The 18,803-nt window shown below is 71.2% G+C and carries 24 protein-coding genes and 1 riboswitch; of the genes, 12 read left to right on the top strand and 12 right to left on the bottom strand.

All coding sequences use genetic code 11. From position 1 onward, the window contains the following. Positions 1–47: 47 nt before the first annotated feature. Genes H4W80_RS08420 through dgoD form a run of 5 tightly spaced genes read left to right on the top strand, consistent with a single transcriptional unit; the run spans position 48 to position 4,629 of the window. Positions 48–665, top strand: coding sequence for a carbohydrate ABC transporter permease (locus H4W80_RS08420; protein ID WP_318787610.1), 618 nt, complete (start codon positions 48–50; stop codon positions 663–665). Next, positions 662–1,489, top strand: a complete 828-nt coding sequence (locus tag H4W80_RS08415; RefSeq protein WP_192784549.1) for a carbohydrate ABC transporter permease — start codon at positions 662–664, stop codon at positions 1,487–1,489. The genes H4W80_RS08420 and H4W80_RS08415 overlap by 4 nt, the downstream gene beginning before the upstream one ends. Before the next feature lie 10 nt (positions 1,490–1,499). Beyond that, positions 1,500–2,732 carry a cellulase-like family protein gene (locus H4W80_RS08410; RefSeq protein WP_192784548.1) on the top strand — a complete coding sequence of 411 codons (1,233 nt, stop codon included), beginning with the start codon at positions 1,500–1,502 and terminating at the stop codon, positions 2,730–2,732. Continuing rightward, positions 2,729–3,472: an SDR family NAD(P)-dependent oxidoreductase gene (locus H4W80_RS08405; RefSeq protein ID WP_192784547.1), complete on the top strand. Its 744-nt coding sequence runs from the start codon at positions 2,729–2,731 to the stop codon at positions 3,470–3,472. The genes H4W80_RS08410 and H4W80_RS08405 overlap by 4 nt, the downstream gene beginning before the upstream one ends. A gap of 11 nt (positions 3,473–3,483) precedes the next feature. Next, entirely contained in the window at positions 3,484–4,629 is a 1,146-nt protein-coding gene (gene dgoD / locus H4W80_RS08400; protein WP_192784546.1) for a galactonate dehydratase, read from the top strand. A 9-nt stretch (positions 4,630–4,638) separates the two neighbouring features. Here the strand turns inward: dgoD and H4W80_RS08395 are convergent, their stop codons facing one another. Continuing rightward, entirely contained in the window at positions 4,639–5,337 is a 699-nt protein-coding gene (locus tag H4W80_RS08395) for an MBL fold metallo-hydrolase (RefSeq protein WP_192784545.1), read from the bottom strand. 107 nt (positions 5,338–5,444) lie between these two features. On the opposite strand from H4W80_RS08395, the gene H4W80_RS08390 reads away from it, so the two are divergent. Then, a complete protein-coding gene (locus H4W80_RS08390; RefSeq protein ID WP_192784544.1) occupies positions 5,445–6,389 on the top strand; it encodes a LysR family transcriptional regulator in 945 nt (314 codons plus the stop codon). A gap of 10 nt (positions 6,390–6,399) precedes the next feature. On the opposite strand, the gene H4W80_RS08385 is transcribed toward H4W80_RS08390, so the two are convergent. After that, positions 6,400–6,996, bottom strand: coding sequence for a TetR/AcrR family transcriptional regulator (locus H4W80_RS08385; protein WP_192784543.1), 597 nt, complete (start codon positions 6,994–6,996; stop codon positions 6,400–6,402). Between the two features lie 110 nt (positions 6,997–7,106). On the opposite strand from H4W80_RS08385, the gene H4W80_RS08380 reads away from it, so the two are divergent. Both H4W80_RS08380 and H4W80_RS62540 read left to right on the top strand, forming a co-directional pair. Then, entirely contained in the window at positions 7,107–7,490 is a 384-nt protein-coding gene (locus tag H4W80_RS08380; RefSeq protein WP_192784542.1) for a hypothetical protein, read from the top strand. 27 nt (positions 7,491–7,517) lie between these two features. Next, complete coding sequence (locus tag H4W80_RS62540; RefSeq protein WP_192784541.1) at positions 7,518–8,558, top strand: patatin-like phospholipase family protein; 1,041 nt, start codon at positions 7,518–7,520, stop codon at positions 8,556–8,558. Positions 8,559–8,586: 28 nt separating this feature from the next. Here the strand turns inward: H4W80_RS62540 and H4W80_RS08370 are convergent, their stop codons facing one another. Continuing rightward, entirely contained in the window at positions 8,587–9,543 is a 957-nt protein-coding gene (locus H4W80_RS08370) for a YihY/virulence factor BrkB family protein (RefSeq protein ID WP_192784540.1), read from the bottom strand. Positions 9,544–9,671: 128 nt separating this feature from the next. Here H4W80_RS08370 and H4W80_RS08365 point away from each other — a divergent pair, with 128 nt between their 5' ends. Together H4W80_RS08365 and H4W80_RS08360 are read left to right on the top strand one after the other, a co-directional pair. Next, positions 9,672–10,343, top strand: coding sequence for a DUF6766 family protein (locus tag H4W80_RS08365; RefSeq protein WP_192784539.1), 672 nt, complete (start codon positions 9,672–9,674; stop codon positions 10,341–10,343). 185 nt (positions 10,344–10,528) lie between these two features. Beyond that, complete coding sequence (locus tag H4W80_RS08360; protein ID WP_192784538.1) at positions 10,529–10,951, top strand: hypothetical protein; 423 nt, start codon at positions 10,529–10,531, stop codon at positions 10,949–10,951. 193 nt (positions 10,952–11,144) lie between these two features. On the opposite strand, the gene H4W80_RS08355 is transcribed toward H4W80_RS08360, so the two are convergent. Further along, positions 11,145–12,050, bottom strand: coding sequence for a helix-turn-helix transcriptional regulator (locus H4W80_RS08355; RefSeq protein ID WP_192784537.1), 906 nt, complete (start codon positions 12,048–12,050; stop codon positions 11,145–11,147). 130 nt (positions 12,051–12,180) lie between these two features. On the opposite strand from H4W80_RS08355, the gene H4W80_RS60400 reads away from it, so the two are divergent. Continuing rightward, a complete protein-coding gene (locus tag H4W80_RS60400) occupies positions 12,181–12,528 on the top strand; it encodes a hypothetical protein (protein WP_225963327.1) in 348 nt (115 codons plus the stop codon). Positions 12,529–12,601: 73 nt separating this feature from the next. Here H4W80_RS60400 and H4W80_RS08345 read toward each other — a convergent pair whose 3' ends face one another. The 4 genes from H4W80_RS08345 to H4W80_RS08330 all read right to left on the bottom strand — a co-directional run bounded on the left by H4W80_RS08345 (position 12,602) and on the right by H4W80_RS08330 (position 16,615). Next, positions 12,602–12,853 (bottom strand): MarR family winged helix-turn-helix transcriptional regulator, encoded by a 252-nt coding sequence (locus H4W80_RS08345; RefSeq protein ID WP_192784536.1) that lies wholly within the window; start codon positions 12,851–12,853, stop codon positions 12,602–12,604. 269 nt (positions 12,854–13,122) lie between these two features. Next, on the bottom strand, positions 13,123–13,890 hold the full coding sequence (locus H4W80_RS08340) for a glycoside hydrolase family 25 protein (RefSeq protein ID WP_192784535.1): 768 nt from the start codon (positions 13,888–13,890) through the stop codon (positions 13,123–13,125). A gap of 13 nt (positions 13,891–13,903) precedes the next feature. Beyond that, positions 13,904–14,047: riboswitch (cyclic di-AMP (ydaO/yuaA leader) on the bottom strand. A gap of 734 nt (positions 14,048–14,781) precedes the next feature. Further along, positions 14,782–16,269 (bottom strand): MBL fold metallo-hydrolase, encoded by a 1,488-nt coding sequence (locus tag H4W80_RS08335; protein ID WP_192784534.1) that lies wholly within the window; start codon positions 16,267–16,269, stop codon positions 14,782–14,784. An 82-nt stretch (positions 16,270–16,351) separates the two neighbouring features. Next, positions 16,352–16,615, bottom strand: a complete 264-nt coding sequence (locus tag H4W80_RS08330; protein WP_225964624.1) for a metal-sensitive transcriptional regulator — start codon at positions 16,613–16,615, stop codon at positions 16,352–16,354. Between the two features lie 166 nt (positions 16,616–16,781). Here H4W80_RS08330 and H4W80_RS08325 point away from each other — a divergent pair, with 166 nt between their 5' ends. Beyond that, a complete protein-coding gene (locus tag H4W80_RS08325) occupies positions 16,782–17,468 on the top strand; it encodes a TIGR00266 family protein (protein WP_192784532.1) in 687 nt (228 codons plus the stop codon). Here the strand turns inward: H4W80_RS08325 and H4W80_RS64440 are convergent. The 4 genes from H4W80_RS64440 to H4W80_RS64435 are packed head-to-tail and all read right to left on the bottom strand — an operon-like array spanning position 17,395 to position 18,428. Continuing rightward, complete coding sequence (locus tag H4W80_RS64440) at positions 17,395–17,658, bottom strand: hypothetical protein (protein WP_378526161.1); 264 nt, start codon at positions 17,656–17,658, stop codon at positions 17,395–17,397. The two genes, H4W80_RS08325 and H4W80_RS64440, sit on opposite strands and share 74 nt — an antisense overlap. Positions 17,659–17,665: 7 nt before the next feature. Beyond that, complete coding sequence (locus H4W80_RS63480) at positions 17,666–17,893, bottom strand: alkyl sulfatase dimerization domain-containing protein (protein ID WP_192784531.1); 228 nt, start codon at positions 17,891–17,893, stop codon at positions 17,666–17,668. Between the two features lie 35 nt (positions 17,894–17,928). Further along, a complete protein-coding gene (locus H4W80_RS63475; protein WP_192784530.1) occupies positions 17,929–18,135 on the bottom strand; it encodes an MBL fold metallo-hydrolase in 207 nt (68 codons plus the stop codon). Continuing rightward, a complete protein-coding gene (locus H4W80_RS64435) occupies positions 18,132–18,428 on the bottom strand; it encodes an MBL fold metallo-hydrolase (RefSeq protein WP_378526160.1) in 297 nt (98 codons plus the stop codon). The genes H4W80_RS63475 and H4W80_RS64435 overlap by 4 nt, the downstream gene beginning before the upstream one ends. Between the last annotated feature and the right edge of the window lie 375 nt (positions 18,429–18,803).

Genomic DNA, 18,803 nt, shown 5'->3' with positions numbered 1-18,803 from the left:
CGGCCGCCGAGCATGCTGTTCGACACGCCCCTTGAGGCGAATCCCCCATCCTCGAAGGAGTTCTCAACACCCGGGGGCTGAAGGGCCGGGACTTCTTCCGGCTGACGTTCTTCATGCCGGTGGTGCTGTCGCCGATCATCATCGCGCTGGTCTTCACCCTGCTCTACGACCGCGAGTACGACCTGCTCAACGCCGCCCTGCGCGGGTTCTTCGGCTGGGGCGGCATCGACTGGCTGGGCGAGCCGAGCTGGGCCAGGGTCAGCGTGATGCTGCTGGTCCTGTGGCGCTGGACCGGCTACCTGACGATCTTCTTCCTGGCCGGGCTGAAGAACATCCCGCGCGACTTCTACGAGGCCGCCGAGATCGACGGCGCCGGACGGGTGCGCACCTTCTTCAGCGTCACCGTGCCGATGCTCAAGCCCGTGACCGCGTTCGTCGCGGTGACGGTGCTGGTCGGCACGGCCCAGATCCTGGAGGAACCCATGCTGCTCACCAAGGGCGGCCCCGGCGAGGCGACGCTGTCGGTGGCGATGTTCATCTACCGCGAGGCGTTCACCCGCCAGCAGCTCGGCTACGCCGCGGCGGCCGGGGTGGTCATGTTCCTGCTCGTCTTCGTGCTCGGGCGGGCCGCCAACGCGGTGTACGGCGTGGGGAGGGAGCGATGAAGGCCAGCCCGCGGCCCCGGCGCGGCCTGGTCCACGTGTTCCTGGCCATTCTGGTGGTGCTGTTCGCCGTGCCGCTGCTGTGGGCGCTGAGCTCGTCGTTCAAGCCGCGCGGCGACATCTTCGCCTATCCGCCGCAGCCGCTGCCGATCCCGTTCACCTGGGAGAACTACACCCGGCTGCTGGAGACCCAGCCGTTCTGGGGCTGGTTCCTGACCAGCACGGTCGTCGCGGTGGTCTCCACGGCGGTGTCGGTGTTCGTCTGCGCGCTGGCCGGGTTCGCTTTTGCGAAGTACCGCTTCCCGGGCAAGAAGTTCCTGTTCAACGTGATGTTCAGCTCACTGGCGGTGCCGTTCGCGGTGATCGTGGTGCCGCTCTTCATCATGCTGATCAAGGCCGGGGTCACCAATGTGTACTTCACTCTGATCGTCCCCTGGCTGGCCCCGGCGTTCGGCATCTTCATGATGCGGCAGTACGTCGAGCAGTCGGTGCCCGACTCGATCCTGGAGTCCGCCCGGCTCGACGGGGCCTCCGAGTTCGGCCTGTTCCTGCGCATCGTGCTCCCGCTGCTGCGCCCGGCGCTCGGCGCGCTGGCCGTGTGGAACTTCCTCAACAGCTACAACAGCTTCTTCTGGCCGCTCATCGTGGTCTCCGACCCGGCCCAGTACACCCTGCCGCTCGGCATCCAGGCGCTCTACGGCGCCGAGAGCCGCCAGGTCGACATGGTGCTCGCCGGCTCGGTCCTGGCGGCCATCCCGAGCCTGATCATGTTCCTGCTGCGCAAGCAGCTGCTCGACGGACTGACGGCGGGGGCCGTCAAGTCCTAGGAGAAACCCCGTGACCCCTTCCCGTCTGACCATCACCCTCTGGGACTTCACCTGGTACACGCGCACCGGGCCCGGCGAGCCGTTCGCCGACCTGGACACGGCCTTCGCCGACGCCGTGGCGCGCGGGTACAACACGGTGCGGATCTGCGCGATGCCGTACCTGCTGTTCGGCTCCGGCCTGGACACCACGGCGCTGACCTTCAGCCCCTTCGGCGGCTACGGCGGGCGCACCCGCTGGTACGACGTGCGCGAGCGCACCACCCTCGACGGGCGCCGCCACCTGCTGGCGCTGTTCGAGGCGGCCCGGCGGCACGACTGCCACGTGATCGTCTCCAGCTGGGAGTTCCAGCAGAGCTCGGTCTTCCTGGACGACCCCTCCTGGTACGAGGCGCTGCGGGCCGTGCCGCCGGCCGACCGGGCGTCGGCGCTGGCCACGGCGCTGGCCGACCTGGTGGACTTCCTCGACGAGCACGGCCTGGCCGACCGGATCGCCTTCGTCGAACTGCACAACGAGATCCAGTCGACCTGGCTCAACGAGGTGGTCGAGCCGGGCCGGTCGAAGGTGCTCGGGCTGCGGCCGTACCTGGAGGCGGCGATCGACGCCTTCAAGGCCCGCCGCCCCGAGCCGGTCACCGCCAACTACGCCCGGGTGCCGGTCGGCGAGATGCGCGGCCTGCCGCGCAACGCCGACGTCGGGGTGTTCCACCCCTATGTCTACGGCGTGCTCGACGAGCTGATCGACACCTTCGCCCTGCGGGACGCCACGCGGCCGTTCCCGCAGGAGCGGGAGCTGCTGCGGCCGGACGCCCCGCCGCTGGAGGAGTGGGGTCCCGACCAGGAGTGGCGGCGCGCGGCGACGGTGGTGCCCGCCCGGGAGGTCTACGTCCACGACTGGTGCGACCCGGTCCGCTTCGACCAGTGGTTGTACGACCGCTACTCGGCCTACCGCTACGGCATGTCCGAACGGCTGCGCATCTGGATCGACGCCGCCGCCGACTGGGCCGCCCAGGCGCAGGTGCCGCTCGTGCTCGGCGAGGGCTGGATCGGGTACACCCCTCTTCACGGGACCTTCGAGGAGGGGCCGGTCGGGCGCGCGGTCTGCCTGGAGGCGGTCGCCCACGCGGCCAGGGTCGGCGCGTGGGGCACGGTCGTGTGCTCCAACGCCGCGCCCCACCACCCGATGTGGCAGGACCGCGCCCTCCAGCAAGAGGCCAACGCACTGTTCACGGGAGCCGCACGATGATCCGTTTCGACGGGAAGGCCGCCCTGGTCACCGCCGCCGCGTCGGGCATCGGCGCGGCCACCGCCCGGCTGCTGGCCGAGCGGGGCGCCTCCGTCGTCGTCATGGACGTGGCCGACGACGCGGGGGCCGCGCTCGCCGCCGGGATCGGCGGCCACTACCTGCACGGCGACGTCTCCTCCATGGCCGCCTGGACCGCCGCCCGCGACCTCGTCGCCGACCGGTACGGCCGCCTGGACGTCCTGCACGTCAACGGCCTCGGCCGGGTCGTGCCGCCGCTCCCCGTCCACGAGCTGCCCGAGGACGACTGGGACCGGCAGATCGCGGTCTCGCTCAAGGCCGCCTACCTGGCCGCCCACGTCTTCTGCCCCCTCCTGGCGGAAACCCGGGGCTCGATCGTCATCACCTCCTCCGTACACGCCCGGACCGGCATCCCCGGCTGCGGCCCCTATGCCGCGGCCAAGGGCGGCCTGCAGTCCCTGGCCGGCCAGCTCGCCGTCGAGTACGCCCCGGACGTGCGGGTCAACGTCGTCGTCCCCGGGCCGATCATGACCGCCGCCTGGGACGGCATCGGCGAGCAGGGCCGGGCCGCGACGATCGCCGAGACTCCCGCGGGCCGGTTCGGCCGCCCCGACGAGGTGGCCGCCGCGGTCGCCTTCCTCGCCTCCGCCGAGGCCTCCTTCATCACCGGCGCCTGCCTCAAGGTGGACGGCGGCTGGAGCATCTCCACCACCTCCTCCTAGAACGGACCCCCATGAAGATCGTGTCCATGGACACCTTCCTCGTCCCACCCCGCTGGTTGTTCCTGCGCGTCCGCACCGACGAGGGCATCACGGGCTGGGGCGAGCCGGTCGTCGAGGGCCGCGCCGAGACCGTCCGGGCCGCCGTCGCGGAGCTCGGCGAGTACCTCGTCGGCGAGGACCCCCTGCGCATCGAGGACCACTGGCAGGTCCTGACCAAGGGCGGCTTCTACCGGGGCGGCCCGGTGCTGTCCAGCGCCGTCGCCGGCATCGACCAGGCGCTGTGGGACATCGCCGGCAAGGCCGCGGGGCTGCCCGTGCACGCCCTGCTCGGCGGCCCGGTCCGCGACCGGGTCCGCATGTACGCGTGGATCGGCGGCGACCGCCCGGCCGACGTCGCCGCCGAGGCCCGAGCCCAGATCGAGGCGGGCTTCACCGCCGTCAAGATGAACGGCTCGGCCGCGCTGACCCCCATCGACACCCCCGCCCGCACCCGCGAGGTCGTCGAACGGGTGGCGGCGGTCCGCGACGCCGTCGGCGAGAACAACGACGTCGTCATCGACTTCCACGGCCGCATGTCGACGGCGATGGCCCGGCGGGTGCTGCCGCTCATCGAGCCGCTCCTGCCGCTGTTCGTCGAGGAGGCGGTGCTGCCCGAGCACACCCCCAACCTGGCCGCGCTGGCCCGGTCGACCTCGCTCCCGCTGGCCACCGGCGAGCGCCTCTACTCCCGCTGGGACTTCCGCGAGGTGCTGCGCGACGGCATCGCGGTGGCCCAGCCGGACGTCAGCCACGCCGGCGGCATCTCGGAGGTGCGCCGCATCGCCGCCATGGCCGAGGCGTACGACGTCACGATGGCCCCGCACTGCCCGCTCGGCCCGATCGCGCTGGCGGCGAGCCTGCAACTGGCGTTCGCGATCCCGAACTTCCTCATCCAGGAGCAGAGCGTGGGCATCCACTACAACCAGGGCAACGACGTGCTGGACTACCTGGTCGACCGCACCCCCTTCCAGTTCGCCGGCGGTTTCGCCGAACGCACCTCCGTACCGGGCCTGGGCATCGAGGTCGACGCGGCGGCCGTGGAGCGCGCGGCCGAGCGCGGGCACCGCTGGCGCAACCCGGTCTGGCGGTACCCGGACGGCTCCTTCGCCGAATGGTGACGGAGTGTTTCAGCCGGGCAGGGCCGTCGCGGCCGCGGTGAGGGCCGCGTGGGCGTCGGGGAGGGGCTCGCCATGACCGACGCACGCCAGCTGCGCGCCGACCTCCGCGAGCCTGCGGAAGGAGCGGAGCAGCTCTGCGCGGTCCAGATTGAACACCCCCGGCATGACCTGCCCGTTGACGTGCGCGACCGTGTCTCCGGTGAAGAGCACCCCGGAGCGCGGCAGGTGGAGCGCGATGCTGCCGTCGGTGTGGCCGGGAGTGTGGATCACCCGCGCGCCACCGCCGAAATCGATCGCGTCGCCGTCCTCCAGCTCGCGGTCCACGCGGCACGCGGGCGCGGCGGGCAGCAGGTGGGCCCCGAGGTCGCGATGCAGGACGCGCTCCTCGTCGGTGAAGCGGGGCGGAGGAGCGGGCTTGTCGCCGCGAATCACCGGCGCCTCCAGCCGGTGGGCCAGCACGGTGACGTCTCCCCACCCGCTGATCTCGGCGGCTGCGCCGCAGTGGTCCTCATGGAAATGGGTGAGCACGACACGCTTGACGTCGCTCCTGCGGTGGCCCAGTCGCCCGATCGCGGCAGCGATGTCCGCGCCGGAGCCGGCGATGCCGGTGTCGACCAACGTGAGCGCGCCCGCGTCGTTCCAAAGATACGCCTGGCCGAACCCCAGCAGGATCAGGTGCAGCTCTGGACGGATTTCCACGATCTTCATCTCGTGCCCCCTTCGGTGGGGACCAGCAAACTCGCCGGCGGCCGGTGGTGTCCAACATCGATCCGGGCCGGATTGACAACCAGCGGTTTTCAATCCACCCTCAAGGCGTGGAGGCGGACATCGAGGGACTGCGCGCGTTCGTCGTCACCGCGGAGGAGCTGCACTTCGGCCGGGCCGGCGCACGGCTGTTCATCAGCCAGCAGGCGCTGTCGAAACGCATTCGCCGGCTGGAAGGGGCGCTGGCGGTGCCGCTGTTCGAGCGGACGACCCGCGCTGTGGAGCTGACCGAGGCGGGGGAGCGGCTGTTGCCGCACGCACGTGAGGCGCTCTCCGCGTTCGACCGGGCCGTCCAGGCGGTCCGCCCGGTCGACGAGCCGTTGCGGGTGGACGTGTACGACGAGCGGTTCACGCCGCTGCGGATCTTGCGTCAGGCGAGTGAGCGCGACTCCCGCGTACGGATCGAGCTGAGCATGCGGCAGGGGTTGTCCGTGGCCTTGCCGGCCCTGCGTCGGCAGGAGCTCGACGCCGCGTTCGGGCGCGTACACGACACGCCGGCGCCCTGGCCCGCCGAGCTGGCGTACCGGCTGGTGCGGCTGGAGCCGCTGCACGCGTTCGTGCCCGAGGATCATCGCCTGGCGGCCAGGGACGTGCTGCGACCGGCTGACCTGCGCGAGGCCGGCATCGCGATGCCCGACCCGGCGGGCGCGGCGGAATGGCGTGGTTATCTCGTACGGCTGGCCGGCAGGCTCGGCGTGCCGTTGCGCTTCAACGCTCCGGCCATCGGCCTGCGGCATCTCGTGGAGCAGTTCCTGGCGGAGAAGAGCGCGGTGGGGCTGGGCGAGATGAGCATCGACCCGTCCGGGAGCGGCCTGCGCCGCATCCCGATCGTCGAGCCGGCGCCGCTGATGCCCTGGTCGATCGTCTGGCACCGGCGCAACCCCCGCCCGCTGCTGCGGGCGCTCCTGCGGCAGCTGCGGCCGGTTTCTCTTCCGTCCGATCCTGGGGTGTGGGTGCCCGAGATCGACCTGACCCCTTTGGGCCCCTCCGGCTGAGGCCGGCTTGTCAGGTGTACGTGCTCAGGTGGTTGCGGATGGCGGTCCTGGCGCGCTCGTAGGCGCCCGGGTCGTCGTGCAGCAAGGAGACGACGTTGGCGTTCTCCATGAAAGAGATCAGCTCGAAGGCGAGCTGGTCGGCGTCCGTGTCGCCGGCGAGCTCGCCGAGCTGGCGGGCGTCCTCGACGGTACGCGTCACGAAGCGGATCCAGTCGAGGCCGGCGGCGGCGACGGCATCCCGCACCCGGCCAGACCGGGCGTCGAACTCCGCGGTGACGGCGAAGAAGAAGCAGCCGCCGGGGAAGACCCGCCGCTGTGAGTAGCTCAACCAGCTCTCGCACAGCCGCCGCACCCTTTCCAGGCCCGGCGGCACGCTCAGCGCGGGCTCGATGACCTCCGCGACGTAGACGCTCATCGCGGTGCGGATCGTGGCGAGCTGGAGCTCTTCCTTGGAGCCGAAGTAGCCGAACAGGCCGCTCTTGCTCACGCCGAGCTCCGCGGCCAGCCGGCCGATCGACAGCCCTTCCAGCCCGTCCTGCGAGGCGAGGTCCGCGGCCCGGCGCAGGATCACCTGGCGGGCCCCCTCGTCCCGTGGCCGTCCCGCCATCTCGACCCCTTCCACGTACGAACGTTCGGACCAGGATAGCGGCTTGACGTGTTCCTTGGCGCGTCCCTATTCTCGGCACGAACGTTCGTACAAAGAAGGGGTGGGACGGTATGCTGAGATCCCGATGGACTCCCGGACCGGCGGCCGGCGCCACCGGCACGGTGCTGGTCAGCGTCACCGACTTCCGGGCCGGCCGGCTGCACGACCTGCCCGGCGTCTACCTCGCCGGGCTCACCCTGCGCCGCGCGTGGCCGGAGCTGCCCGGCGCGGTCGGCATGTGGCTGTGGACCGAGCCGCTGGAGGGCAGGTGCGGCTCGGTGTCGATCTGGCAGGATGAACAGGCCCTGCGAAAGTTCGTCGCCTGGCCGGACCACGTCGCCATCGTGCGGCGCTACCGCGGGCGGGGAAAGCTCAGGTCCACCACGTGGACGACCACCCAGCCCGACCCCGGCGTCTGGGCCCGGGCCTGCTCGTACCTGTCCGGCGCATCCTGACCGGCCACCCGACACGGAGAAGGAGCCATGCCAAGCGAAAACGGCGAACACGAAGTGCTGCGCGTCATCGCCGACCGGGTCCGTAGCGGCAGCCGGCCCGGCGCCCGCCGCGACGGCCACCGGGTGGCGCTGGCCATCGAGGGTGGCGGCATGCGCGGCACGGTCTCCGCCGGCATGGCCCTGGCCCTGCACGAGGCCGGGGCGGCGCACGCCTTCGACGCGGTCTACGGGGCGTCGGCCGGGGCCATCACCGGGGCCTGGCTGCTGAGCGGGACCCCCGAGAACCTGACCGGCTGGGCCGAGCCCGTCTACGCCAGAGCGATGATCCGCCCGTCCAACCTCCTGCGCGGCCGCCCGATGGTCGATGTCCGGAACCTGGTCGAGTACCTGTACTGCGAAGTGACCCGGATGGACTTCGACGCCGTCCTGACCAACCCCGTCGAGTACCACCCGCTGGCCACCGACGTACAGACCGGGCAGTCCACCGATCTGCGCCCGTATCTGACCGGCCCCGTCGAGCTGCGGCTGGCCCTGCGGGCCAGCGCCGCGCTGCCGTTCCTCGCCGGTCCGCCGGTCGAGCTGGCCGGGCGGCTCTTCTACGACGCGGGACTCGCCGAGTCCATCCCGTACCGCACCGCCCTGGCGCAGGGCGCCAGCCACGTCCTCGTCCTGCGGTCCCGTCCCGCGCTCCCGGCCGCGCCCCCAGCGGCGCCCTCAGCCGGGGCCGGAGCACCGGCCGCGCGGCCGTCCTACGGGGCGCGCCTGATCGCCGCGACCGTGCTGCGGAGCTACCCGGAGGCGCTGCACCGAAGCTTCTACGCGCGCGACCACCGCCTGCTGCACGACGACGATCTGCTCGCTCAGTACGACCGGCCCGCGCCCCCGCCACCCCCTGGAGGGCAGGCCACGCCCGGTCCGGCGGTGCTGTCCGTGCGGCCCGCGGCTGACTCCCCGCGCGTCGGCCGCCTCACCCGCGACGGCAAACCCCTCAAAGCCGCGCTCGAAGCCGGCCGCGCGGCCGTCGACCTTCTGCTGCGACCGCTCGGCCGGCCGGCCGCCGCACCGTAGACCCCGCCACGCGGCCTCCGGCACCGGCTCACCGAGGTCCCTCCGGCTCGTCGCGCGGCTCCGCGTAGGGCTCCTGTCCGGGTGACTGGCCGGCCGCGATGGCGCGGCCGCGGGCGAGTTCGGCGTCGAACTCCACGCCGAGCAGCACGGCCACGTTGGTGATCCACAACCAGATCAGGAAGACGACGACGCCGGCCAGCGCCGCGTAGGTCTTGCTGTAGGAGCCGAAGTTGGTGACGTAGAAGCCGAAGGCGGCCGAGGCGACGATCCACACCGCGACCGCCAGCACGCTGCCCGGCGTGATCCACCGGAATCCGGGCTGTACGACGTTGGGGGCGGCCCAGTACAGCAGCGCCAGCACCAGCGTCACGATGACCACCAGGGCCGGCCACTTGGCGATGCTCCACACGGTCAGCGCGCTCTGGCCGATCCCGAGCAGCCGGCCCGCCTGGCCGGCGAGCTCTCCGGTGAACGTCACCACGACCGCGCCGACGGCCATGAGGATCACCAGGACGGTGGTGATCGCGAGGCGCAGGGGGAGGATCTTCCAGATCGGCCGGCCTTCCGGCATCTCGTACATCACGTTGGCGGCGCGCATGAACGCCCCCACGTAGCCGGACGCCGACCACAAGGCGACCGCGACCCCGATGACGGTGGTGATGCTCGCGGCCCGCGGGCTGCTCTGCAGGGCCTGGAGCACGTGGTCGACGACCTCTCGGGCGGGGCCGGGCGCCATGGCCGCCAGGTTGTCGGCGAGCGGCCGGGTCGCCGACCGGCCGAACACGCCCAGCAGGGAGACCGCCGCGAGCAGCGCGGGGAAGATGGACAGGACCGCGTAGTAGGTGAGCGCGGCGGCCCAGTCGGTGAGCTGGTCGTCGCGGAACTCCCTGGCCGTGCGCTTGAGGATTCCCCACCACGAGCGCTTGCTCAGCTCGGCCGGGCTCTCCGGCGCCGCCCGCCGTACCGCTGCGTCGTGGCCTTTCATCGGTCTGCCTTCCCCGGGGTGCGCGTCATGGGACCGCGTCTCGCTACCCCGCCCTCCCGGAGCTATTCACCATCGGGCCGCATGCCCACTTGACCTTCGGGTAGCGGGCGCCTCATGAGGATTTTGCTGTGAGGTGGCTCAAGGAGAACTCGCTGGCGCTGGCGTTCCTGATCCTCTTCGTGCTCGCGATCGCCGGACAGGCCGTGGCGGGGATGCTGGACTACAACGACCAGGAGCTGGCCCAGGGCGGCGAGCCGGTCTCGGTCCTGCAGTACGTGACCTCCTCGACGTTCGCCGTCGACGTGGCGGAGAACTGGCAGTCGGAGTATCTGCAGTTCTTCCTGTTCATCGTGTTCACCGTCTGGCTGGTGCAGAAGGGGTCGCCCGAGTCGAAGAAGGTGGACCAGGCGGGGCCGGAGTCGGACGAGGAGCAGCAGGCCGGGCGGTATGCCCACGACGGTTCCCCGGCGTGGGCCAGGACCGAGGGGTTGCGGCTGTGGTTGTTCGGCAACTCGCTGGCGCTGGTGATGGGGGCGATCTTCGTGCTGTCGTGGCTGGCGCAGTCGGTGGCGGGACTGGCCGCGTACAACAGCGAGCGGCTGACCGACCTGCGCGATCCCGTCGGGTGGGGAGCGTACGTCACCTCGCCGGAGTTCTGGAACCGGAGCCTGCAGAACTGGCAGTCGGAGCTGCTGGCCGTGCTGTCGATGGTGGTGCTGTCGATCTACCTGCGGCAGCGGGGCTCGCCCGAGTCCAAGCCGGTCGGGACGTCCCACGCGGCCACGGGCGTCGAGAACTGACGGCCGTCGCTTCGCCGTCAGGCAGTCGGCCCGCCGTCGTCGCGGCGTCAGGCAGTCGGTCTGCCGTTGCCCCGGCGTCGTGCATTCGGCCCGCCGTCGATGTCGGCGACGATGCGCCGTACCTGGCCGCCGGTGAGCCGGCCGGTTCGGCGCCGAGCCCGCGCCGGACCTCGACGCTGTCGACCGTGTCGACGTCGAAGTGGACGGCGACGCGCGAGCAGCCGGTGGCGGCCAGCCGGTCGAGCAGGGTCCGCGTGGACGAGCGCAGCTCCTTGGGAGCGAAGGACCGGATGCCCCACGCGGCGACGTTGCCGATGTCGTCGTCGGTCCACGAGCGCAGGCCCGCCGGCGCCACCCGCTCGGGCCAGGTCGTCGCCGTAGCGGCGGGCGAGCTCGCTGAACGGCGCCACGCTCACCGAGCATTCGCCGCCCAAGGTCGTGATCCGTGCCGGGTCGTTCCGGCGGATGACCTCCAGGGCCTTGGCGAGCTGGCCGACGACCGCCGTCTTGGCCTCGACGCCGTCGTCGGACATGGTGACCGGTACGGTCCGGTGGGGCCGTGGTGCGGCGGCAGCACCGCCTCCAGGACGGTCGTGCCGACGGCGTAGCCGCAACGGGCGGTCTGGAGCGGGAACTCGGCGGCGAGCGCCTCGACGCTGGAGGTGCCGGCGCCCTGCCACTGGGGCCAGACGAGCCGCAGGTGACCGCCGCCCCCGGACGGGACGGCCGGCGAGGAGTCGGGACAGGTCATGTCGGTTCCTCTTGGTCCCTTTCGGAAAGGCTCGCCACCGCCGGGATGATTCACGGCCGGTGGGTGGTCATGCCCTGGCCCGGGCGGGGAGGCGACGCGCTCGTACGGGCCGGCCGGTCCGGGGCGCTCCAGCTGGCGAGCAGCCGCAGCGCCTCCGCGGACGGGGAACCGGGCTCGGCGGTGTAAAGGCAGAGCAGCTGGTCGGGGTCGGCGGGGAAGGCCAGCGTCTCGTGCGACAGCGCCAGCTCGCCGACCACGGGATGGCGCAGCCGCTGAACGCCGTGGGCGCACTGGCCCACCCGGTGAGTGGCCCACCAGCCGTTGAACTCCGGCAGCTTGACGAACAGCTCGCCGATGAGCTCGTTCAGCAGGGGATCGTCAGGACGGCGGCCGGCGGCCAGGCGGAGGTTGGCCACGAAGGTCTGCGCGACCTCGTCCCAGTCGATGTAGAGGTCGCGGGCCGCCGGGTCCAGCAGGACGTGGCGGGCGAGGTTGCGCTCGCGGACCGGCAGCGCGTCGAAGTCCCTGATCAGGGCGCGGGCCAGCTGGTTGGCCGCAAGGACGTCGCGCCGGTGATTGAGGATGAGGGCCGGTGAGACGTCGTTGAGGACCTCCAGCATGCGGTGGGCCTCCGGCCGTACGCGCTGCGGGGGCTCGGGACGGCGGCGGGCCGGCGCGGGGCGGACGAGCTCGAACAGGTAGCCGCGCTCGACGTCGTCAAGGCGCAGCGCGCGGGCCACGGCCGTCAGGACCGCATCGGAGACGTGGGGATGCCTGCCCTGTTCGAGCCGGGTGTAGTAGTCCGCGCTGACCCCGGCCAGGTGCGCGACCTCCTCGCGGCGCAGCCCCGGCACCCTGCGGACGCCGCCCGCGCCGAGAACCACGCCCACCTCCTCGGGCCGCAGGCGGGCCCGGCGGGAGCGGAGGAAATCCCCCAGCTCAACGTTCGGATCCATGTCTCCAGTATCTCCGCGTGCCAGGTTGACGACCGCGACGAGGGTGGCCCACCTGGACCCAGGTTCGGCGGGGCCCGGTCGATGGGGATCTCGTGCCCGTGGTCCGCGCCGCGCATGTACAACAGTGCCTATGAAGGAAGACGATGACCTCCAGACGGGGGGAGAGGATCTTTCGGCTGTCGTCACGGCGGTGTTGACGGGGTCGCGGCTGTTGGTGGCGGTCGCGGTGAGGTCATTGGGGACGGTCGGGGACAGGGTCACGTTGCCGCAGTTCAGGATGCTGGTGGTGCTGGCCGGCCACGGTGAGACCAAGCTGGTCACGATGGCCCACCAGCGGCTCAGCCGCAGGCGCGGGCTCCGGCAGTCTTGCCCAATGCAAATCTTGCACAATGCCAACGCCGCGGTGCTCAACCACCAGCGCCTCCTGGAGAGCACCGGCCTGACCACGCCGGAGAGCTTCCCCACCCCGTCCATCTGACGGCCCATCACGGCTTCCGGCCGCCTCGACGTACCCAGCGGGCACCGGATGGCGGCGGCGCGGGGTCCGGAGTTCAGACGGCGGACCAGCCCAGCGGGTTCGGCACGGTCATGGGTGGCTCGCCGCCCGCCTCGTTGAAGGCGTTCATCGCCGAGATGAGCGCCCGGCGCTGCCCGGCCGACATCCGCGCCACGATCGCGCCGATCTCCTCCCTGCGGCGCGCGGTCACCTCGTCCACGATGCGGCGTCCCTCATCCGTCAGCCGCATCAGGCTCTCGCGCCGGTTGTGCGGGTTGACCTCCCGTACGATCAGCCCGGCCGCCACTGTGGGAAGCGAGTTAACCGGCACTTCCGCGGCCCGGCGGGGAGTTCACCGGCGGCATGGGCGCTTCCGCGGCCGGGCGGGGAGTTCACCGGCGGTATCGGCACTTCCGCGGCCGGGTGGGGAGTTCACTGGCGCCATCGGCACTTCCCTGGCCGACTCCCGGCGCAACGTGCTCCTTCGGGCCAGGAGGAGCACGTTGCGCGGGGAGTCGTTCACCTGGGAGCGCGGTTGCGGACCCGCGGCGACGGCTCTCGCCGTGCGGGCCCGGCTCAGGCGGTGGGGCGGCCCAGGCCGCGCAACTGGTCGGCGGTCAGCGCGGAGACGTTCTGGTCGACCGGAGACTCGGAGTACTGGTGGATGGTCCAGGACTTCCAGTCGGCGGGCGGGGTGACCGCCCCCTTGGCCTTGCTGTAGTGGGCGACCCACAGCGGGTACTCGGCCAGGCCCTTGCCGTATTTGTCGGCGAAGTTCCAGCCGCTGTAGAACATCGGGGTGATGCCCGTCCTGTCCTTCACGTACGACAGCCACGTCTTGGCCCAGGCGTTGACCTCGGCGACGGATCTGCCGTCCGAGGTCTCCAGGTCGAGGACCAGCAGGTCGCCGGCCTCGGCGGGCTGCGCGTTCACCACGGACAGGAAGTGCTCGGCCTCCGCGACGGGGTTGTTGCGGGGGTGGCCGTAGTGGTACGCCCCGCGTACGATCCCCTTCTCGCCCAGCGCGCGCCAGTGCCTGGCGAATGAGGCATCGCGGAAGTTCGTGCCTTCCGTGGCCTTGATGATGCCGAACTTGGCCGGGCTGGCATTCCAGTCGTACAGGGGCTCGTAATTGGAGATGTCCAGCCCGTAGGTGAAGGCTCCGGCTCCCTGATGAGTCACCTGCGCCGGGTTGTGCGCGGCGGGTGATGCGAAGGCGAAGCTGGCGACGGCGAAGGCTCCGGCGAGGATCGCACCGGCGACGACGAAGCTGAGATACTTGGTGAGGAGATCGCGGCGATTCTTGAGGACGCAGGCGATTGTGGCAAGCCGAGGCTTGGACATGACGGCATTGACTCCTTGCTCCCATACCGCCTACCGGGTTAGCTGACGGGTTCGGGCCTGGAAGTGCCCTACATGGCGCAGCCTGAGCTGGCGTCCGATTCACCCCAAGAACGTGGGTCCCCGGTTCCGCGAGGCGCGGATTCGGCGGCCGGACGCTGTCCGCGAAGAGCTTCTTCGGGCAGCGCGCGGTCCGGTCAACGAAGCGGCAACGATGCGGCGAAAGGGCACCACATCTGTGCCCCAACTAGGCAAAAGATAGACATATACCCATAGATATTGCAAGTAGTGCAAATCGGATTCGCGGGTGTCGGCGACTTGGCGGCGCTGAAATGCCGTGCCTGTAGGGATCTGGCACTTGGCAAAAAATCTGGGGTGTCGCTTCCACGCCTTTATGATCTCGGCACCGGTGAGGCAGGCCATTCTTGCGTTGCCATTGTGACTAAACGCCGTAATCGTGACTCCAGCCGCGTCCTTTGGAGTCCGCTGGGCTGTCGGGCACGGCAAGCACACCGCCGCTCGGCTCGAGCGCTCGGCCGTACATGCGGCCCTGGGCGGAGGAACCCGAAGGGCGCCGCGGTACCGCTGACGCCCGGCACCTGGCACGCGACGACGGCGGTTCACTCGGCGCGCTCACGTGGAGCCTCAGGGGCGCGTCACGGGAGCCGGGCCGACGGGCGGCTCTCCAACCCTCCGGGGGCGATCACGTCGGTCCCTCTGGGGGCGTGCACGTCGGTCGCTTCGGGGCCGTGCACGTCGGTCCCTCTTGGGAGCGTGCACGTCGGTCTCTCCGGGAGCGCGCATGTCGGTCTCTCAGGGGGCGTGCACGTCGATCGGCCCCGTCGTGTCACCGGATTCTGGCAGGCGTCCCGGCGTCGCCGGCGCCGAAGGTGGTCAAGAGGGCTCCTCGTCGGGGGCGGTGATGGGCAGGCCGGCGTCGGCGGCGTGGGAGTAGGCGTCGTCGATGTGGACCACCTGGCGGCCGCTGCGGGCCAGCAGGCTCGCGGCCGCCGCGGCCCGATAGCCGGTGCCGCAGTGCACCCACACCGTTCCCTCCGGCACCTCGGCCAGGCGTCCCGGCAGCTCGGGCAGCGGGATGTGCACGGCGCCGGCCACGTGACCGGCCCGCCATTCGTTACCCATCCGCACATCCAGGACGAGCGGACCACCGGCCGGCTCGCCCGCAGGGGAGGTGGTCGGCTCGCCCACGCGGGAGGTGGCTGGTTCGCTCGTGCGGGCGGCAGCCGGGTCGCTCGCACGGGCGGTGGGTGGTTCGCTCGTGCGGGCGGCGGCCAGGTCGGCGAAGCTGGCGGTGGCCAGCTCGGCGATCAGGCCCTGGTCGTGCCCGGCCCACTGTTCGACGGAGCCGGTCGCTGCGGCGGCCGGGCGGTCTATGCCGATGCGGGCCAGCTCGCGCTGGGCGGCGGCGACCTGTTCGGCCGACTCGCCGAGCAGCGTGAGGGGCGTGCCCCAGGGAGCCAGCCAGCCCAGCCAGGTCGCCATCGGCCCGTCCAGGCCGAAGCTGAGCGTGCCGGCCAGGTGCCGGTCCGCGAACGCCTTGCGTGAGCGCAGGTCCACCACCCACTCGCCCGCCCGCAGGCGGGCCAGCAGCTCCGCGCTGTCTGCAGGTCGTGCAGGGGTCAGGTCGATCGGCTCCGCGCCGGCGGCGTTACGCGCGCCCATGTGGGCGTAATAGGCGGGGAAGGCGTCCAGCCCTTCCAGGAGGTGGGCGACGAAGTCGTCGGCCTCCATCCGCAGCACCGGGTTGACGTCCTTCTCCCGGCCGATGGTCGAGGCGGACGTGTCGGACTGCGTGGCCGCGCAGAAGCTGCCGAACCCGTGCGTGGGCCAGAGCCGCGCGCCGTCGGGCAGCAGGGCGGACAGCCGCCGCGCGGAGGCGTGCTGGTGGCGGGCCAGGGTGCGGGCGTGCTCCGCGCCCAGCAGGTCGGTACGCCCGGTGCCGCCGAACAACAGCGATCCGCCGGTGAACACCCCCTCCGGCCCGTCCGGACCGGCCAGCACGTAGGACAGGTGATGGAAGGTGTGTCCCGGCGTGCCCACGGCGTCCAGCCACATCCGTTCGGAGACGGCGATCCGGTCTCCGTCGGCGACCGGCACGCGGTCGAAGCCGACCTCCTCGGCCCCGCCCACCAGGTACGCCGCCCCGGTCACCCGGGCCAGCGCCAGGCCGCCGGAGACGTAGTCGTTGTGCAGATGGGTCTCCACCACGTGGCTGACGCGCACCCCCAGGCGACCGGCCACGGCGAGGACGCGGTCGATGTCGCGCTGCGGATCGATCACCACCGCGACGTGCCCGTCATGGGCCAGATAGCTGCGGTCCCCCAGGGAGGAGGTCTCGATCACCTCGACCTGGATCGTCATCTGCTTGTCTCCTTTCGCTCGGCAAATACCCCAGGGGGTATCAAGAGAACGTACGGGTGCCCTGCCCCGCCCGATCACGTGGTCACGAGAGAGCGAGGAACAGCTTCTCCAGCCGCTCCACGCTGATCGGCGGCTCCTCGCCCCGCTCTTGCGCCACCTGGCACTGCTGCAACCCAGTCGAAATGATCTTGAATCCGGCCCGGTCCAACGCCTTCGACACCGCCGCCAGCTGCGTCAGCACCTTCTCGCAGTCCTCGGCGTTCTCGATCATCGCGATCACCCCGCCGAGCTGGCCATGGGCCCGCTTCAGTCGCGTCAGCGCGTCCCTCAGGACGGTCGCGTCCATCTCCACCCGGACCACCTCCGCGCCCAATATACCCCCGGGGGTACTGCGCCGTTCCACCTCCCGGCGGTGGCCGCCAGGGCCTGGCCGCGTTTACGCCTTGTCAACGAATCGTGTACGGCCGTACAGCAGAGTCGCTCCGGACAAGATGATCGGGATGGAGGGGTACATGAAGACCGAGATCCGTCACCCTGGTTCGTTCGCGGTCGCGCGCTGCCATCTGGACGGCGGGGAGACCCTGCGCGTCGAGGCCGGCGCGATGTACGCGACGAGCGCGGGGGTCCAGCTCCGGGCCAAGGTGGAGGGCGGTCTGCTGCGCGGGCTGGCGCGTTCGGCGCTGGGCGGGGAGTCGCTGTTCACCACTCGCTACACCGCTCCGGAAGGCGGCGGCTGGGTGGACGTGGCGCATCACCTGCCAGGCGATGTCCAGGCCGCCGAGGTACGAGGCGGCAACGCGCTCCTGCTGACCAGGGGATCGTGGATCGCGTCCAGCGACGGCGTGGAGATCGCCACCAAGTGGGGCGGCATGTCCAACCTCATCGGCAGCGAGGGCGGCTTCCTCATCAAGGCGCAGGGCGACGGCGTCGTCGTGCTCGGCTGCTACGGCGCGATGGACGTGATCGAGCTGGCAGCCGGACAGCAGGTCGTGGTGGACTCCGGGCACCTGGTCGCCTACGACGAGACGGTCAAGAGCAATCTGCGCCGGGCGGTCGAAGGGAAGACGGTCCAATCGCTCAAGTCGGGCGAAGGTCTGGTCTTCGAGTTCACCGGGCCGGGCAGGATCATGACGCAGACCAGGAACCCCGGGGCCTTGATCCTCCATCTGACGGAAGTGCTCCCCTTCGAGCGCGCCTGACCCCGCGCAGGCGCCCGGCCGGTCGCCACGAGCGTTTTCTGGACTCGGCGGCGGCCCAGGCGAAAATGCCCCTCGCCATGAGGGACGGTTCGCCGGCCGCCCTGGCGGAGAAGACCTCCGCGTGTACGCGATGCACTCCCGCGTCGTCCGGAGCCGCCAGGGCGGCCATTTCCGCCAGATGTCCGGCCAGCCGCTCGTCACCTTCGGAAAGGGCCTTGAGCGCCGCGTCCGCGAGGGCGTGCGCCCAAGGCCGCCAGTTCGGCGACCGATTTCGCCGGCGCCGCCTCGGGAGCGGGCTTCAGATGGGCCGGGTTGCCGTCGTACCAGCCGCCGTAAAGGCGCCACAGATTGCGTACGACGAGTTCCGGCTCGTCGTAACGCGCCCGCAGATAGGGCCGGTCGGCCAGCTGCTCCGGCGCCTTCACGGAGTGGACGATCTCGTCGAGCCGGGCGCCCTCGTTCAGCAGTCGCAGGGTCTGCGTGATGAGCGACTCCAGCCATTCGGCCGTTCCAGCAGCGCCTGCCGGATGCGGTCGCGGCCGAAGACGGGGACGCCGTGGCCGGGGAGCATGATCTCGGCGTCCATGGCGGCCATCCGGTGCAGCGCGTGCACCCATTCCCGGGGATAGCGCTGCGCCTTCTGCGGGTTGCCGCAGCTGGGCGTCACCCAGAGGAACAGGTCGCCGGAGTTTGTGCTCGCGCATGTAACCGATGGTCCCGTCGTCGGTCTCGCCCTTGGCGTGGACGAGGTCGAACGTGAGCCCGCCGCGCCGCACGGTCAGCGCGCCGGTGTAGGTGACGTCCGGGCGGCGGCCCTGACTCCTCGAACGGCCCCGTCCCGAAGACGTGGTCGACGTGCCCGTGGGAGTAGAACGCCGTGGTGAGCGGCGCCCGCGTCCAGCCCCGGACATCCTCGTGCAATTTCGCCGCCGAGAACGCGCTGCCGGTGTCGAACAACACCAGCTCGCCCTCGGTCTGGAATGCGGTCACATTGCCGAAACCCGGCCACCAGCCGAGACCGTCGGCGATCGGCTGAACACCCTTGCCCTGCAGGCCGGCGTCCACGACGCTGCCGTCCGATTCGTCGCGGCGGGATCCCGCCTTTGACGCGCGGGTCAAGGGCGCAAGTGCCCGGCTTCCTTGCAGGCGCAGGTCAAAGATGATGACCGGCCGTGGGAGCGCTCCCAGATATATGACGGAGATGTTTCCGAACTGTCAAGAACCCGAAAGATGAAGCGCACGGAATAGCGGGCGCGACGTGCGCACATCGCGAATTGTTCTTGTTAGACCACGCTGGGCATCCGGAAATGCGGATCTAGCCCTTGACCTCGAAGG

This window comes from Nonomuraea angiospora, assembly GCF_014873145.1.
Classification (GTDB): domain Bacteria; phylum Actinomycetota; class Actinomycetes; order Streptosporangiales; family Streptosporangiaceae; genus Nonomuraea; species Nonomuraea angiospora.
This window is presented reverse-complemented; position numbering and strand designations above follow the sequence as displayed.

Excerpts from the sequence above, each read along its gene's own strand:
- H4W80_RS08415 (WP_192784549.1), top strand. The coding sequence starts at position 662 with ATGAAGGCCAGCCCGCGGCCCCGGCGCGGCCTGGTCCACGTGTTCCTG.
- H4W80_RS08405 (WP_192784547.1), top strand. The coding sequence starts at position 2,729 with ATGATCCGTTTCGACGGGAAGGCCGCCCTGGTCACCGCCGCCGCGTCG.
- dgoD (WP_192784546.1), top strand. The coding sequence starts at position 3,484 with ATGAAGATCGTGTCCATGGACACCTTCCTCGTCCCACCCCGCTGGTTG.
- H4W80_RS08395 (WP_192784545.1), bottom strand. The coding sequence starts at position 5,337 with ATGAAGATCGTGGAAATCCGTCCAGAGCTGCACCTGATCCTGCTGGGG.
- H4W80_RS08385 (WP_192784543.1), bottom strand. The coding sequence starts at position 6,996 with ATGGCGGGACGGCCACGGGACGAGGGGGCCCGCCAGGTGATCCTGCGC.
- H4W80_RS08380 (WP_192784542.1), top strand. The coding sequence starts at position 7,107 with ATGCTGAGATCCCGATGGACTCCCGGACCGGCGGCCGGCGCCACCGGC.
- H4W80_RS62540 (WP_192784541.1), top strand. The coding sequence starts at position 7,518 with ATGCCAAGCGAAAACGGCGAACACGAAGTGCTGCGCGTCATCGCCGAC.
- H4W80_RS08370 (WP_192784540.1), bottom strand. The coding sequence starts at position 9,543 with ATGAAAGGCCACGACGCAGCGGTACGGCGGGCGGCGCCGGAGAGCCCG.
- H4W80_RS08355 (WP_192784537.1), bottom strand. The coding sequence starts at position 12,050 with ATGGATCCGAACGTTGAGCTGGGGGATTTCCTCCGCTCCCGCCGGGCC.
- H4W80_RS60400 (WP_225963327.1), top strand. The coding sequence starts at position 12,181 with ATGAAGGAAGACGATGACCTCCAGACGGGGGGAGAGGATCTTTCGGCT.
- H4W80_RS08340 (WP_192784535.1), bottom strand. The coding sequence starts at position 13,890 with ATGTCCAAGCCTCGGCTTGCCACAATCGCCTGCGTCCTCAAGAATCGC.
- H4W80_RS08335 (WP_192784534.1), bottom strand. The coding sequence starts at position 16,269 with ATGACGATCCAGGTCGAGGTGATCGAGACCTCCTCCCTGGGGGACCGC.
- H4W80_RS08330 (WP_225964624.1), bottom strand. The coding sequence starts at position 16,615 with ATGGACGCGACCGTCCTGAGGGACGCGCTGACGCGACTGAAGCGGGCC.
- H4W80_RS08325 (WP_192784532.1), top strand. The coding sequence starts at position 16,782 with ATGAAGACCGAGATCCGTCACCCTGGTTCGTTCGCGGTCGCGCGCTGC.